The sequence below is a fragment of the Paenibacillus radicis (ex Gao et al. 2016) genome (genome assembly GCF_014641555.1).
Taxonomy (GTDB): domain Bacteria; phylum Bacillota; class Bacilli; order Paenibacillales; family Paenibacillaceae; genus Pristimantibacillus; species Pristimantibacillus radicis.
This window is the reverse complement of the sequence record NZ_BMHY01000003.1, coordinates 604,458-620,790: the sequence shown is the minus strand read 5'-3', so window position 1 is coordinate 620,790 and position 16,333 is coordinate 604,458. Positions and strand designations below refer to the sequence as shown.

9 protein-coding genes and 1 riboswitch are annotated in these 16,333 nt (G+C 44.2%); of the genes, 6 read left to right on the top strand and 3 right to left on the bottom strand.

Features of this window, described 5'->3' with window-relative positions:
• Positions 1-7: 7 nt before the first annotated feature.
• Positions 8-559 (top strand): methylated-DNA--[protein]-cysteine S-methyltransferase, encoded by a 552-nt coding sequence (locus IEX98_RS29430; RefSeq protein ID WP_188889235.1) that lies wholly within the window; start codon positions 8-10, stop codon positions 557-559.
• A gap of 113 nt (positions 560-672) precedes the next feature.
• Here IEX98_RS29430 and IEX98_RS11260 read toward each other — a convergent pair whose 3' ends face one another.
• On the bottom strand, positions 673-1,050 hold the full coding sequence (locus IEX98_RS11260) for a collagen-like protein (RefSeq protein WP_188889233.1): 378 nt from the start codon (positions 1,048-1,050) through the stop codon (positions 673-675).
• A gap of 470 nt (positions 1,051-1,520) precedes the next feature.
• Here IEX98_RS11260 and IEX98_RS11255 point away from each other — a divergent pair, with 470 nt between their 5' ends.
• A complete protein-coding gene (locus tag IEX98_RS11255) occupies positions 1,521-2,852 on the top strand; it encodes a hypothetical protein (protein ID WP_188889231.1) in 1,332 nt (443 codons plus the stop codon).
• A gap of 223 nt (positions 2,853-3,075) precedes the next feature.
• Here IEX98_RS11255 and IEX98_RS11250 read toward each other — a convergent pair whose 3' ends face one another.
• Together IEX98_RS11250 and IEX98_RS11245 are read right to left on the bottom strand one after the other, a co-directional pair.
• A complete protein-coding gene (locus tag IEX98_RS11250) occupies positions 3,076-3,555 on the bottom strand; it encodes a hypothetical protein (RefSeq protein ID WP_229692097.1) in 480 nt (159 codons plus the stop codon).
• Between the two features lie 198 nt (positions 3,556-3,753).
• Positions 3,754-4,779: an NAD-dependent epimerase/dehydratase family protein gene (locus IEX98_RS11245; RefSeq protein ID WP_188889229.1), complete on the bottom strand. Its 1,026-nt coding sequence runs from the start codon at positions 4,777-4,779 to the stop codon at positions 3,754-3,756.
• Between the two features lie 385 nt (positions 4,780-5,164).
• Positions 5,165-5,348, top strand: a riboswitch (cobalamin riboswitch).
• A 147-nt stretch (positions 5,349-5,495) separates the two neighbouring features.
• Here IEX98_RS11245 and IEX98_RS11240 point away from each other — a divergent pair.
• From IEX98_RS11240 to IEX98_RS11225, 4 genes are all read left to right on the top strand, one after another.
• Positions 5,496-11,288 carry a DUF4430 domain-containing protein gene (locus tag IEX98_RS11240; RefSeq protein WP_188889227.1) on the top strand — a complete coding sequence of 1,931 codons (5,793 nt, stop codon included), beginning with the start codon at positions 5,496-5,498 and terminating at the stop codon, positions 11,286-11,288.
• A gap of 209 nt (positions 11,289-11,497) precedes the next feature.
• Positions 11,498-12,145, top strand: a complete 648-nt coding sequence (locus IEX98_RS11235; protein ID WP_188889225.1) for a 2OG-Fe(II) oxygenase — start codon at positions 11,498-11,500, stop codon at positions 12,143-12,145.
• A gap of 126 nt (positions 12,146-12,271) precedes the next feature.
• Positions 12,272-12,556, top strand: coding sequence for a hypothetical protein (locus IEX98_RS11230; RefSeq protein ID WP_188889223.1), 285 nt, complete (start codon positions 12,272-12,274; stop codon positions 12,554-12,556).
• 406 nt (positions 12,557-12,962) lie between these two features.
• Positions 12,963-16,145, top strand: a complete 3,183-nt coding sequence (locus IEX98_RS11225; RefSeq protein ID WP_229692096.1) for a discoidin domain-containing protein — start codon at positions 12,963-12,965, stop codon at positions 16,143-16,145.
• Positions 16,146-16,333: the final 188 nt, after the last annotated feature.

Here is a 16,333-nt window from a genome sequence, read left to right as displayed (position 1 = left end):
GACAGGCATGAGAAATGAACTAATGTGGACAAGAGTTGAATTCGATCAGAGCAATTGGCTTCTGCTTGCTACGGAAAAAGGCTTATGCCGAATCATATTTCCGCATGAGGGAGTAGCGGATTTCCAAAGCTGGATTAGTCGTATTATCCCTAAGGGAGAGCTAAAGGAAGATCATGAAGCCATTAAGCATACAGGGATTATAGAATGGCTTGAGGGTTATTTTGCAGGGGAGCAATTGTCAATTGAAGGTGTTCAGCTTGATTTAATCGGGACTGACTTTCAGCAGCAAGTATGGGAAGAGCTTGGGAAAATACCTTATGGTGAAACCAGATCCTATGGAGAAATCGCCAGGGCAATAGGCAGGCCGCAGGCTGTTCGGGCGGTTGGCGCAGCGAACGGAGCCAATCCCATTCCTATTCTATTACCTTGTCATAGAGTAATTGGGGCCAATCGGAAGCTAACGGGCTTTAGAGGCGGACTTGAGATGAAGAAAAAATTACTTGCGATTGAAGGCATAACAAATGTTGAAGATGGTGGCTACGATCGATTCTTGTTTTGACATAGCTGTTCCTGCTAAGCCTTACTAACTTGTAAACCTGCTAAACGATTTCTAGCTGCCGATAAAGCAAAAAGCTCTATTCCTAATGGAATGGAGCTTTTTGGTGAGTTCATTTAGAAACATTGAAATTGTTGAATCGACTGCAGGCTTATTCCAGTATAAGCCCAAAACCTGCCGTTCCATTGAAACCCTGCAACCGAGGTGCGTCCTACGAAAACCGGGTAAAACCAGAATTGATTTCGATTCACGAGCCAAACGTACGTATTCCGAAATAAACAGCCGGCTATCGCTCTGGGGTCAACAGCAAAGGGTGTAACCGCAGGCTGCTGAGGGGTGAATGCTGGAGGAGGCGAGCTGGGACCCATGGCTCCCGGCTGTCCCGGTTGTCCGGGCGGCCCAGGCGGTCCTGGTTGTCCGGGCTGCCCTGGAAATCCGGGGAATCCTGGGGAACCTGGGAACCCCGGGGGACCTGAAGGCGGAAAAAATGACATGATCTTGTCACTCCTTATTTGATGGGCTAAAGCATTGTATGTAAGAGCGGAGAAAAGGGAATGGGCGTTTGTAATTTTAATGTGGTTTGCGTATGAGTATCCTGTAGAATACAAAGTTTCTTTGCTATAATTAGGAAGCCAGCGTGATCACTGGTTAAAAGATAAAGTAATGGAATACTTGGACCTGTCTCTATCAGATGCTAATTTAGGCTGTGTGGATGGCTTTGATATGGGTAAAAGCATTGAAGAACGAAGCGGGACAGACCCGGCCTGATGAGGCCGGTCTGTCCTATTCTATGTAAAAGAACATGAATGTATTATTAGGGAAGGGAACTCAAATGAAATAAAGCATCCTTTGGGAGTCTTCTTTAAGCTGAAAATATTTTCATGCGAGAGAATATATTGATTTTTATCTAATTAAATTTTAAAATATGTTAAATTATAAGAGATCATCTATTAAGGAGACACCTATGACTTTTCTGGATACGATCTGGAGTTGGTTAATAAATATACCCTATTTGGGAAGATTTCTAATTGGCGTTTTTGTGCTTGTATCATTAAATGAAATAATAGACAAGATATCTGGCTATAAACCATTACATATGCTTTTTGCTTTTCTGGTAAAAGTGACTTTCTCTCAGAAAATAGATGGTAATCGAAAGAAATACTATGACACATTGGCTACTGAAGAATTTCAAACTTGGCAAATGAACGTAATTAAAAAATTATACGGAGAACAAAATCTAGTCAGTCTGTTCGGCATTTCTTATGTAACTACTGTTTATTCAGCAAGTAGGGGCATATCTAATTCTTATAAAGATATTGGCGAACTTGAGAGTACTAAAATTGAAGAAAATATAATATTAAGTGGTATTAGTAAAAGGTACATTCGGTTAATGGGGAAAACCATAAAGAGACCAGACTTAGCGGGTTTTGTCTTAACAACTATGAAGTTGGATGCTTTTGGTCAGATTAAAGGATTTATAGCTAAAATAGCTACATATAAGCTTAATGTTGCTACAAGCCATGTTTTGGAATTTGAATTATATCTTGCATACAAGAAATATAAAGATAGGTTTTTGAGTTTTTCCAAAGATCAAATGCTTAATCGTTTGAAAATGAGGCAAAACATACATACCTCTCAGCAGGAAGAAGAAATTTTAATAACTGGCAAAGGGAGATACTCCTTATTAGGTGTGCAAATGCTGGTCGTTTATTTGACGAACGATGATGAATATCGTGTCTTGGTTATAAAAAGGTCGGAAGATGTTGCAGCTAGACCAGGATATTTTCAGTTCGTACCTTCTGGTGGGTTTGAGTTTTTTGAAAAAGAGAAAGAAATTAGTGAAATAAACATAGGTAAGAATTTCGATGTAGAATTAGCCTTATACCGAGAAATGGTTGAAGAAATTTTTGGAGAAGTTGAGTTTGAACATAATGGAACGGGAAACCCCGTTGATAATATTTATAAGCATAAAAAGGTTGTTGATGTACGTACTTGGTTAAAGGAAGATCAGGCAAAATTAGAGTTTTTAGGATCGACCGTGGATCTTGTAACTTTAAGACACGAGCTATCATTCTTACTACTGATTAACAATAAACAATTTTCAATGAATTACTTTAAACGGAATCATGAGGCGACTACATTAGTGGAAATGGACATTAAAGATTTAGAAAAGCATTTTGGAATAGGAAAAGAACGCTTGAATCCGACAAGTGCGAGTTTATTGAAACTTGCTTTGGATAGCGGAGCTCTCAAAAAGAAGATTGATCCATCAATAGAAGTTAATGTTGCAGGTTAGTATATTTTTATAGGTGAAGCATGAAGATTGGATTTGAAAGTAAGCAGAATAAATCTCCGTGGTTTCCTTCATTCTCAAAAAAATCCACAGCCAATAAGGCTGTGGATTTTCAATTAATGCTGATTATTGAATACTGGTTCCGTTCGAAGCAAGTAGTTACCCCTTACCTCTGCAGCCCAGTTTGCAAAAACCTCTCTCCATTGAATACTGTCAAAGAATTGGTCTACGGACTGGTTGTCGGAATCCCAGTCAACAAATATGTTGAGAGGTGTAATTCCTCCAGCCCATATTCCATTACCGACATCGTTGGCGGCTGCCCCACATTGGCTTCAAGGATTTCAACAAAAAATCTGCGGAAGTTAATGGCGAGCAATCCATAGCTTGAAAAAACCAAGCGTCGTATATTCGTCAGAATGTTTTCCGGATATTGTTCGCTTACGGGCAATGTGCGGGGAAAGAGCAATGCATCTTCAATTTCCGCAACAAGGCGGTTCAGAAACTGGCCCTGCAAGTCATTTACCGTGTTTGTTGTACTTAGAAATATAGGAATTCGAAAAGCACGACCCACGCATGCATTAATAGCCGATGATTTGCCCTGTTCAGTACCGGCAGGCTTAGGAGTTGAGGAGGAAGAGGAAATCTTTACATTACCGCGGACAGCGGGAAGCTCCCTTACAATGCTTACGGGAGAAAGCTTTTTCATAGGAAATTGCTGAGCTTTATCCTTATTTTTTGTATGACTGAATGTTCACAACTCCAATGCAAAAGATCTGATTGATATTCAACCATAGCCTATGCACATTAGCCCATTCGGTTACGGAACACTTCTGAAGAGCGTGATCGTCGCTAAAAAAAGTGCAGCCTATCACAAGGGATGGGCTGCACTTTACTTTTGTTGCGATTATTTGGTTTTATCTTTCAACATTTTTTCCATGGCTTGCAAGACCGTAGTGTTTGGCTCTGTATACTCATAAGCATACGCTTCAGGATAATTAGTCTTGTACACTACACGGTTAAACATACGAGGCACCATATCCTGATAGTATGACGTTGATTGAAGCGGGCTCAATAAATCCGCCGCAACATCTCCAGGGATGATTCGGACAACATCACCTAACACAGCCTTTATCTGTTCATCTGTAAATTGTTTTTTAATAATTTCTAAAACGGTAGAGTAGGTTGTTTTAAATGCGGATGCAAAATGACGCTTTCCATCCGATTCAGGTGATTGCATCAGCTCAATATTCATTGCTGCTGCGTCGCGAACATCAATCCCATACAGCTGCGAATCTGCCATAGCTCTGTCGCCGTGAAGCATAGCATAAATCATATCATGATGCCATGGTGCAAAGCTTGGTCCCATGACATGTGTAGGGTGAATCGTTGTCATGCTTATGTTTGTCGTATTTTCATGATAGTTGATAAACGACCAAGCCGCTTTTTCTTCCATTGTTTTTGAAACCATATGGAGGTCAAATAGGCCTTCCCGGTTTTCATCCGTCCAGTCATCCTCGGTAAACGTCGTTTTTGACGGATCTTCGTTCGCGTAAGCAATCGTTGATTCCGCACTGGTGTGCACGATTTTTTCCACACTGCCCGATTCAACAGCCAATTGTAAGAGCATACGGATTCCTTTTTGTTTCGTGCGGCCCTTATCTTTATATGTTTTATCGTTCGGATTAAATGCGCTCCCCTGGTTAAAAACCCACTTCGCCTCACTCAGCACTTCTTTCCAATTGCCTTGTTCCTCAAGATTCGCTTTGTATAAGTTCAAATTGGGCAGCATCGATTGAAGCTGTTGCGCTTTTTCTTCATTACGGTACGTGCCAGTTATCTGGTTATAACCCATATCAGTTAGCAGCTTGGCAATCCATACACCGATGTAGCCTGTTACCCCTACAATGACAATCTTATCGTTTTGTTCCACTTTTACGCATCTCCCTTCATTTTCATTTTAACTCACCTCCAGCAATTCTTATACGTTATGGAGAATCCTTTTAGAAGAATGAGTTGTGGTCCTTGTATCAATTAATAGTAGCAATCTTATAATTTCCGTCATTAGTAATATAAAAATCGCATATAATTGATAGAACATGAGCAATACATGTCTGATTTAGAGTTGCATAGGAGGTATTGTTCGTATTTTTTTTCACTTTTTCTTTCTAGCGATTGCACTCCATTCTGAAATGGGTTAATCTTCAATGAGCGACTTATTAGTAGGGTCTTAGTTTTACATTATTAATCGTATTCATGAAGAGGAGTAGATCTGTACATCCGCCAATGTCTGCAATTGGCAGTATTCCACTACAACTTCATATACTTAGGTACATGGTGCTGTGTTTACACAGCTCAAAATGGAAGATCAGTGCAAAGCTGACGCGGTCCCGCCACTGTAATGCTGAGTATGCTAACGTGTTTCCACTGTATGTAATACGGGAAGGAGTTAGCCATACGATGAAGCAAAGCCAGGATACATGCCATTTACCTTTTCTACGATTTCACGAGGATGAAAGGAGAGATGTTTAACTGTATGTATTTGGACATTGGTATGTCCTTACGCCCGTTTGTCAAACACCTTTCACGTTGATTAGTGAGAGGTGTTTTTTGTTTTGCTAAAAAAAATTAAGTTTAAGGAGATGGATCATGTTACTGCAAAAAGTATGGAAAAAGAGCATAGCATTAGGTTTGACGTTACTAATGATGTTCTCACTATTCAGCCCGATAGCTGCAATGGCAGCAGGGGGCACTACAGATGCAGAAGGCATCAAAGGATATGTAACCGTATCTGTTGAGAAATTTACGTTGGGACAAGGCTATGTTATTGAGCCGGTACGCGTTCCTTTGCATGAAGGAGATAATGCGGCAGCTGTTATATCAGAGCTCTTGGGGGAAAATCGCTATAAACATGGAGGCAGCATAGAGAGCAGCTTTTATTTGTCTAGCATATACGACCCTGGAGCCGGAGAAATCCATGTCCCTTCCTATATCTTGCAAGCCATCGGGGGAGCAGGGACTATCGGTGACCGTACCAATGCAGATTGGCTAGGGGAATTTGATTATACCTACAAATCGGGTTGGATGTTCGCTGTCAACAACGCCTTCCCGAATGTCGGATCCTCGGACGTCTTGCTTGAAAACGGTGATGTCGTTCGGTGGCAGTATACCGTCTGGCTGGGAGAAGACTTAGGAGTTCATGGCAATCTGATCAATCCTGCTCAAAAAGACGCATTAACTGGAAAAGTAGCAGAGATTAACAGCAGCACAGATAAATCAGAAATTCTTGCTGACGAAGAAGTTCGAACAGCATATGATAACGCTTATGCTGCACTCACCAATATGGAGAGCAGTCAATCTGCTGTTGATACTGCACTGGAAGATTTGGTTGAGGCAATGGGTGAGACTCCTGAGCTGAATACAGCTGAATTGGAAGCTTCCATACAAGCAGCTGAATTAAATAAAGCTTCTGTCAAGGTAAGTACTGACGGAACCGATGTAAGCACAGCCGATTATTGGGTTGTTGAAGCAGACCTTAACGCATTGGTACAAGTCATCCTATCGGCTCAGCAGTTAATCGCAGATTCCAATGCTAGGCAAGATGATGTGGACGCAAAGGTATTGGCGCTAAATCAGGCCGAGACTGCCTTTAATGAAGCAAAAAAACAAGGCACATCGGATGAGGAAAATAAACCTAAGTACAATATTACATTCACCGTAGCGCCTAAGGCAGCTAAATTAGAGCTTTATAATTCCAAAAATAAACTTGTAAATATCGGTGATGGCGAAGAAGGCACTTATAAAGTCTATAAAGCTTCTTTGCCTGCAGGCGATTATCGCTATAAAGGGACTGACGCTAGCGGAAACTCTATTGGCGAAGGCAAGTTAACGGTAACGACAGAGCCGGATCAAGCATTCTCATTCCGTCAATTAAACCTTAAAGCCAACAATTCAGGATGGAACGCAGATACCGACTATACGGTAAGAATCGGTCAGGACAGCCCAAGCGACCGGTCCCTTACTTTGGGAACCAAGACGGCTGCGGGCCAATATCCTGCATTTGTTCTTGCCGGCAAAACATATTTCTATTCCTTTGTGCCAAGTGAATCGCGTGAAGCAGAAGGATATATTACGCTTAGCAACAGTGTGACGGTCACGATATCCACTACAGCACAAGCTGTTACAGGAGCGATACCTTTATCACGAAGCATTACGTTTGCCGTGCCTGAGGGAGCTTCTTTGTTCGTAGGCCGGAAAATCAAGCATTTTGTTTCCTTTGAAAAAGTAGAACCTGTGGAAACGATGATTCTGGACGGTAAGCAGGTGTCCCGCTATAAGCTGGTAGACAACCAGGATTATAACTATCGGGTAAGCCAAGCAGGCAAGTTGACGAATACGGGAACGTTCAGAGCAACTGCAGCGAATGCGGCGATGGCGATTACGGAACAACAATTAAATGTTTTATCACCAGATTCGATTCTAAACCGGGGAACTTATCTAGAAGGAAATATTTATCTCAATATTAATGAACAAAATCATTTGAAGCTGGCCGCGCCGGGCGCTGAATTTAAACTATTAAGTTTACGCAGTTGGCAAGCTTTAATTGAAGGTATCGGTAATTATTTCTTTGAACCTGATTTTCATTATGAAATTATGTCCGGACAAGATGTCATTGATATTATTGAGGGCGAGCCGGGCAGCTATTCAACAATCCGTGCGAAAGAAAACGGAACCGCGATTGTTAAAGTTACTTATGATGCTATCAAGGTAAACGGTTCCTCTTATGTTACAGGTGCAAATGATGCCTTTAGTGCAATTTGGCCAGAAAATGTCGGTCTATTCGTTGTTACGGTAGGTCAGGGTCAGACAGGTATTGTAACTGGCATCGAGAGCAATAAGGCTCGCAATCAGAAGGCCAATGAAGGCAAGACGGGCAATCAAGTCATGAACCTTCAAAACGGAGCATTTGACGCTGATATCGATAGTGTGTACTTTGTGGATACAGAACCTGGGGCTACTTATACGTTCACTCCTTCAGCAGGCAGTACAGTCAGTGTTCTGCGTCCTGAAATCAATCATTCGACAGAAAGCGTATCTTATGGAGACGGCTCATTCTCTACTGAAAATGTGACTGCACATTCTAATGGATCGTTTAGTGTGCTGCTGACGGAAGGTCGCAATATTGTCAAGGTTGAGAGAGATGGCCTTGCCGAATATCAGGTTATGACGGCAAGACCGCTAAATGTGACTATCGATAATTTGACGCATCCAGGACAAGATGCTGGCCCTGGTGATCAAGTCAAAGTTATATTTAAGGGGATGTCATTCCCGGCTAACAAGCTATCGGGCATTTATAATTTTAATGCGCAGCTCAATTTTTTGGGGGGACCGAATCGGACACTGATTACCGGTCAGACTAAGCAATACAATATTACGAATCAGGGCAATAGCGTGGAATTCAAGGTGCCGCAGGATCTGGAAGGCAGTTATAGCCTGAATGACGGACATCTTAAATTGGGCTTTTTCGGAAGTCCTATTGGGGATCATCGTAATATTGATCCGGTAGTAGGGGCAAATCCTAACTTTACGGCATTGGCTAGAGAAGGATACTACAGTATTTTTCCCAAGATCGTAATTGTTAAGGGAGCGGATAAAACTGCTCTGCAGCTTGCAATTGATGATGCCAAAGAACAATTGGGATCGGTCACAGTAAGTACAGATGGAAACGATGTTCTTCAGACCAACTATTGGGTGTCGGAAGAAGTATATAGCCAATTGGTACAGGTCATTGAATCGGCGCAAGATTTAATAGCTGATGAAAATGCCAGCCAAGATAAAGTCGACGCTAAAGTACTAGCGCTAGACCAAGAACAAGCTGCATTTAACAATGCTAAGCAATTAGGATTGAAAAAAGCAGTTATTAATGTTACTGCACAGTTGAACAAGCATTTAGCTTATTTGGTTAACACAGTAAGCAACCCTACATTCGGCACGAGTGATGGGGAATGGAGTATTCTTGCTCTTGCCCGCGCGGGTTATGAAGTTCCTGAAGGCTATTACGCTACTTATTATAGAAATGTAGTTCGTGAAGTTGAAAAATTAATGCCTGCTGGTAAGCTGCATACTGCTAAGGGCACGGAGCATTCCAGACTGATCTTAGGTCTTACCGCAATCGGCAAAGACATCCATGATGTTGCCGGTTATGATATTAGCGCAGCATTAGGCGACTTTAATTACGTTATTAAGCAAGGGGTTAACGGGCCAATCTTTGCGCTGATTGCGCTCGACAGCCATCAATATGAAATCCCTGTTCAAAATGGGGTTGCCAATCCAACAACGCGCGATAAACTGATTGACTATATTATCAGTAAAGAAGTTGCCGGCGGCGGCTGGTCTTTGTCTGGTGCTGCTGATCCCGACATAACCGCAATGGCGCTTCAGGCTTTAGCTCCTTATTACGCGGAGAACGAACAGGTTAAAGAAGCTGTAGATCGTGCAATTGTTTGGCTTTCTTCTGCTCAGAACGGAGCTGGCGGTTACTCCAGCGGGGGACAGGAAAATGTTCAAAGCGTCGCCCAGGTAATTGTTGCCTTAACCACTCTTGGAATTGATCCGCATACGGATAAGAGATTTAACAAAAACGGTCATTCCGCAGTAGAGAATCTGCTGACCTATGCGTTGCCGACTGGCGGATTTGTTCATCCCAAAGGCGGAAGTGCGAATGAGATGGCAACGGATCAAGGCACCTATGCCCTTGTCGCCTATGCCCGTTATCTGAATGGAGAATCCAGTCTCTATGATATGACGGAAGTTGCTATTGAAGTCCCAGAGCCGGACGGTACGGTAACTCTTCCGGATGACGGTCAGTCTATCGTAATTCCTAACGATGGCAAGGACTACACGATACGGGTGAAAGAATCGGATCGTGACAAGCAGGTTTCCATCAAGCTGGATGATTCTTCGCAATCGAAAGCATTTATTGATTTCCCGGCTAATGCGGCGTTGCCGAATCTGACAATTTCCAGAGGCGGCATTGTAACCGAATTCCCTAAAGGAATTACAATGGATGGCGGGTCGAATCAGATACTTGAACTGATGACGCTCAATAATAAAGATGACGCTGCGCTTAAGTCGAGCTTGAACGGCGTAATCGATTCGAAGCAACAATTAAATGCCGTTCATCAATTTTTTACAATCGGCGGCAATCAATCGGTTCACTTTACGAATGGATTTGTGACGTTTACTTTTGAAGGCATGAAGGGCAAAGAAGCTGCATTTATTCAAAATGGGCAGCTTACCCCGATTCAAAAATTTGCTAGCAACTCAGAAGGGCTAGCGAGCGGGAAACATGAGTATGCGTATGAGGCTGGAAATGACCTCATTGTTAAAACGGATCACTTTACAGACTATGTCGTCTATTCGGTTAAGGAAAAAATCGAAGGCGGCGGCAATGGCGGTATAGAGCCTGAAAAAGCAACGATTAAATTATCGATTGATAAGCTGACAATTAATAAAGGATACGTATTATCGCCAGCAACGGTTGAATTTGTGGCAGGCGAATCTGTATGGGATGTTTTGAAGAGAGAACTGGATAAACGCGGTATCGTATATGGATATTCATTCTCGAGTAAATACAATAGCGTTTATGTGGAGTCAATCGCAGGCGATGGGGAATTTGATCATGGCAGCGGCAGCGGCTGGATGTATAGTGTCAATGGGGTATTCCCGAATTACGGCGCAAGCCAGTATAAGCTGCAGCAGGGAGATAAAGTAGAGTGGCGCTACACAACTGATTATGGTAAAGATGTAGGCGGCTATACTCCGGAAGAGGAAGAGAAACCGGGTACGGACAAACCAGATCCGAACAAACCTGAGAATGAGAAAAAGGTTCTGGCAGACTTCTATAAGGATAGCGCCAAAATATCCTCATGGGCCAAAGATCTCATTTTAGAAGCAACACTAAAAGGGTTTGTTCAAGGGTTTAACGGCAAATTGAATCCACAAGACGAGATTACTAGAGCTGAATTTGCCAAGTTAATCGTTGAAGTTTTTAACATTAAAGCAATTGATGAGAAAGCCAACCCTTTCACTGACGTCAAGGCTACGAATTGGTTCTATCCGTTCGTTACCGCGGCCTATGAAGCTGGAATTGTGACAGGCTATAACGATCAATTCTTGCCGAATGCTACGATTACAAGAGAAGAAATGGCAGTCATGATTGCAAGAGCGTTGAAACGGGCGCCGGTTCAATCCAGCGTCGTCTATCAAGACCGTGACCAAATTTCGTCATGGGCACAAGATCAGGTTGCGGATATCTCTGCGTTAAACATTATGATGGGTAACGCGGACAAATTTAATCCGAAGGGTGTTGCAACCAGAGAGATGGCTTTTGTTGTTGCAATGAGAGCCTATCAATACAATGTGAGTCTGAAAGTGAAGTAGGTACAGCAGTGGCGAAATGGGGATGAAGCATCAACGTTTCGCTTCCATTAAAATGTAGAACCCCAACCTTACGGTTGGGGTTTCTTTTTTTCTCCTCCTAATTAGGCAAGTAGACAGTTTGATAATTTTGATATTTCTGAATTTTTTGAGCAGGAGATTCCATTTCATGGTATGTTACATAGTAGATGTCTTAAAATAGGGGCTGAGGAATGATAGATAATACGACAGAGAAAGAACGGACAATATTTGATCATGCTGGAAATACGATCAAGACAGATGATCGAGAGATTCGAATTCTTGCCAAGTATGAGGCACCTTTGGTTGTCGTATTAGGGAATGTGCTTAGCCATGAGGAATGCGATGAGCTAATTAATAATTCCAGGGAACAATTGCAGCGTTCAAAAATCGGCGGAGATCATGCCATCAATCAAATTCGAACAAGCAGCGGGGTGTTCTGTGAGCAAAATGAGACGATTGCAAGAATCGAGAAGCGATTCTCTCAAATTATGAATATTCCTATCGAGCATGGCGATGGTTTACAAGTTCTGCTGTATACTCCTGGTCAAGAATATCAGCCTCATTATGATTTTTTCGCAGAAAGCAGCCGGGCAAGCGCCAACAATCGCATTAGTACGCTCGTCATGTATTTGAATGATGTGGAGGAAGGCGGAGAGACGGCGTTCCCTATGCTTAATATTTCTATTTTTCCTAACAAAGGTATGGCAGTCTACTTCGAGTATTTTTATAACGATCATGAATTAAATGATTTCACCTTGCATGCGGGTACACCGGTGATCAAAGGGGAAAAGTGGGTTGCCACGATGTGGATGAGAAGACAAGCCCTTCGCTCCTCCTAGATTTACGATTAGGTTTGGACCTGCTCTCAACATGTAACCCCCGACCGCATGAGGTCGGGGGTTTTATTATTTGAAACATTTTCCAAATTTATCGCGTTTGTTATCAGTGAGAGGGGAGTGGGTTAGATGTCAGCAAAAAGATTTGGAATATTAATTTCCATTATTATGGTATGGATCACTATTTTAGCTATCGTTGTATTATTAGTTCTCTCGAAGTTGTTTGGTGAGCAATTATCCGTTCATCTTACAGGTATTCCTGGCCAAGCAATTGCTCCGCAAATGACTACGATTCAAATGGATAAGAATGAAGTATGGATCATTGATCCAAACAGCAACACCATGAGAGTGATTACAAAAGGTGAGACTGGCTACCATGTAACCGTAGCGGAAATGTCAGTTAGTGTGGAGTAGATTATATAGCCTAAAACAAATCGATGGTCAGAAATGATCCTCATCCTTAAAAATACAGCCGTAATGGCCTGAACTGTACGGCATGATAAACAACGAAACCGAAAAGACTCATGCTGCCCCTCGGGAGAACGGCATAAGTCTTTTTTTACTATAAAAAACAAACCAAAATTCCTAAATTAACCCATAACAGAAATAATGGGAAATGAACTATAATCTCCGTGAAAGCGATTACAATACATCCATGCACATACACACGGGAGAAGTACCGTCTTCAGCCTAACCCTACAAACGGAAGGAGGAGATAGACGAGAAGCGATAAATGACCGGTTAGTAAGCAGAATTACGATTTTGCACTGACAGTAACACGGTTTTGTATTGAATTAGAATTCATAAGGAGGTAAGTTGTTTGAATATTAAAAAAATGAATAAAATAACCGCTTTGCTTTCGGTTATGGCTATCGTTGCCGGACTGATCGCCGTTCCGGCTCCAAAGGCGGAGGCTGCCTTGCCGCCTTCATCGGCCAATAATACGATTTTTGGCCCGAATGTTTATGTGTTCGATCCGTCTATGTCTACTGGCGATATTCAGAACATTACGGGAGCGGCTTTCACCTCACTGGAGTCGAATGAATTTTCCAGCGATCGTTATGCGTTTCTATTTAAGCCTGGCTCTTATAATGTCAATTTCAATGTCGGCTTTTACACGCATGTGGCGGGTCTCGGCCAAAATCCGGGCGACGTCAACATTAACGGCGGCGTTAATGTGAACGCTGACTGGGACAACGGCAATGCGACCCGCAATTTCTGGCGGAGCATGGAGAACTTGACGATTACGCCGTCCAGCGGTACGACGCAAATTGCAGTTTCGCAAGCTGCACCTTTGCGCCGGCTGCATATCAAAGGAGAGCTGCACTTGTTCGACTTTGATAATAACTGGAACGCAGGCTGGGCTAGCGGCGGCTTCCTTGCCGACTCTATTATTGACGGAACTGTCGTTCCGGCGTCTCAGCAGCAATGGTTTTCGCGCAACAGCCAGTGGGGCAATTGGACAAATGGCGTCTGGAACATGGTGTTCGTGGGTAATAATAATGCACCAAGCGGCAACTTCCCCGATCCTCCGTATACGGTAGTAGAGAAAACGCCGGTTATGAGGGAGAAGCCTTATCTATACGTAGATAATGCTGGAGGATACCGTGTGTTCGTGCCTTCGCTGACGACGAATACGCAGGGCGTCAGCTGGGCGAATGGCTCTACGCCAGGTCAATCACTTCCGATCGACCAGTTCTATATCGCCCGATCAGATCAATCTACTGCTGCGACGATTAACGCAGCACTGGCACAAGGCAAGCATGTGCTGTTCACACCGGGCATCTATCACTTGAGCCAGGCTATTCAGGTCAACAACCCGAATACGGTCATCCTTGGAATTGGTATGCCGACGCTTGTTCCAGACCAAGGAACTGCGGCGATCAATGTTGCTGACGTTGACGGGGTGAAGCTTGCCGGTCTGATGATTGATGCCGGTCCAGTCAATTCTGCGGCGCTTGTCAAAATTGGCACAGCGGGCAGTGCTGTATCCCATGCGGCTAATCCAGTTTCGCTGCATGACATCACGGTAAGAACTGGAGGTGCAATTGCCGGACGAAATGATGTTGGTATCGAAATTAACAGCAATGATGTAATCGGTGATCATTTCTGGTTGTGGCGGGCCGATCACGGGGCGGGAGCCGCATGGACGACGAATGTGTCGAAGAACGGTCTGATCGTTAACGGCAATAATGTCACCTTATACGGCTTGTTCAACGAGCATCATAACGAATATCAGACAATATGGAACGGCAACAATGGTCGTCTGTACTTCTATCAATCGGAAATTCCGTATGATGTTCCTAATCAGTCCGGCTGGATGAGCAACGGAGGAACGGTTAACGGCTATGCTTCTTATAAAGTAGCGGATACGGTTACGAATCACGAGGCATGGGGACTTGGCATTTACTCATTTTTCCGTGATGCGGCGGTGAAGCTAAACAGTGCGATTGAAGTGCCGAACTCGCCAGGCATCAAAATCCATCATGCGACGACAATTTGGCTATCAGGCACGAGCGGCAGCGAAATTACCCATATCATCAACAATCTGGGCGGAAAAGTATATGCGAATTCACCTGCGGAAGCAATGCGCCAGACGCTGTCCGAGTTCACAGGCAACGGTGCCATCGATACACAGCCGCCAAGTGTGCCGCAAAATTTAACGGCAGCAGCAGCAGCATCCAGTCAAATCAATCTGAACTGGGCCGCTTCGACGGATAATGTCGGTGTAACCGGCTATAATGTCTATCGCAACGGGGCTTTGATTGGTACAGCAGCGCAGCCTTCTTTTAACGATACCGGGTTGACTGCTTCAACGTCCTATACGTACACGGTTGCGGCAAAAGATGCTGCAGGCAACGTATCGGCTGTCAGCGCTGCAGTGACGGCAACGACACTTCCGGGCGGAGGAGCCGGAACAGCTCTTAGCCGTACTGGCTGGACGGGTGCCTCTTCCCCATCTAGCGGGGATGCGGCTGCTAACCTGTTTGACGGCAGCATGGCTACCCGCTGGAGCACCGGCGCTGCCATGCAGCCAGGACAGACATTGACGGTTGATATGAAAGCGGTCAATCAGATCTCGAAGGTTGTACTGGATTCGACCGGCAGCAATGACGACTATGCCCGCGGCTATGAGCTTTACGTCTCCACGGACGGTTCCAACTGGGGCAGTGCGGTTGCAGCAGGCGCTGGAACAGGTCCGGTCTTGACGATAAGCTTCACGGAACAAAACGCCCGTTATATTCGTATCGTGCAGACGGGTACCGTATCGAATTGGTGGTCTGCTCGTGAGTTAAATGTATACGGTACGGCTGGTGCAGGTGTCGATACACAGGCGCCAAGCACGCCGCAGGGTTTAACGGCATCGGCCGCCTCGGCTGGGCAGGTCAACCTGAGTTGGACGGCCTCTACAGATAACATTGGCGTGACTGGTTACGATATTTACCGTAACGGTGCGGTTGTAGGCACATCAGTGCAAACGACTTACAGTGATACGGGAGTAGCGGCTGCCACTTCATATTCGTACACAGTAAAAGCGAAAGATGCGGCCGGTAACGTATCAGCTAACAGCAACGCAGCTTCTGTTACGACACCGGCGGCAGGCGGTGCGACCCCGCTTGACCGTGCAGGCTGGACGGCGTCTTCAACGCCTTCGAGCGGTGATATAGCGGCCAATCTGCTCGACGGCAGCATGGCGACAAGATGGAGTACAGGGGCGGCAATGACGCCAGGCCAGGCGATTATCGTCGATATGGCTGCCGTTCGAAGCTTTAACAAAATTGTGATGGATTCAACCGGCAGCGATAACGACTACGCTCGCGGATACGAGGTCTACGTCTCGAATGATGGTGTGAACTGGTCTGGAGTCATTGCGAGCGGCAATGGCACAGGTCCAGTCGTGACCGCGCAGTTCGCCGGGCAAAGCGCTCGTTACTTGAAACTCGTGCAGACCGGAACAGCTTCGAGCTGGTGGTCGATTCGCGAATTAAACGTTTACGTGTAAAAGAGTTCTAATAGGAGGGACGAAACGAGCGGCAGCGCTGGTTTCGTCCCTCTTTTCTTATGCTGCTTGAACCTGTATTTTCAGTAGCGTTTGTGAAAAGGTTCTATTAGAATGGAAAAAGGAAACATCTGTATTATTTTTTAGATAGAGAGAAGTAGAAGGGAAGGGTTGTCTTGAAATTCACGAGA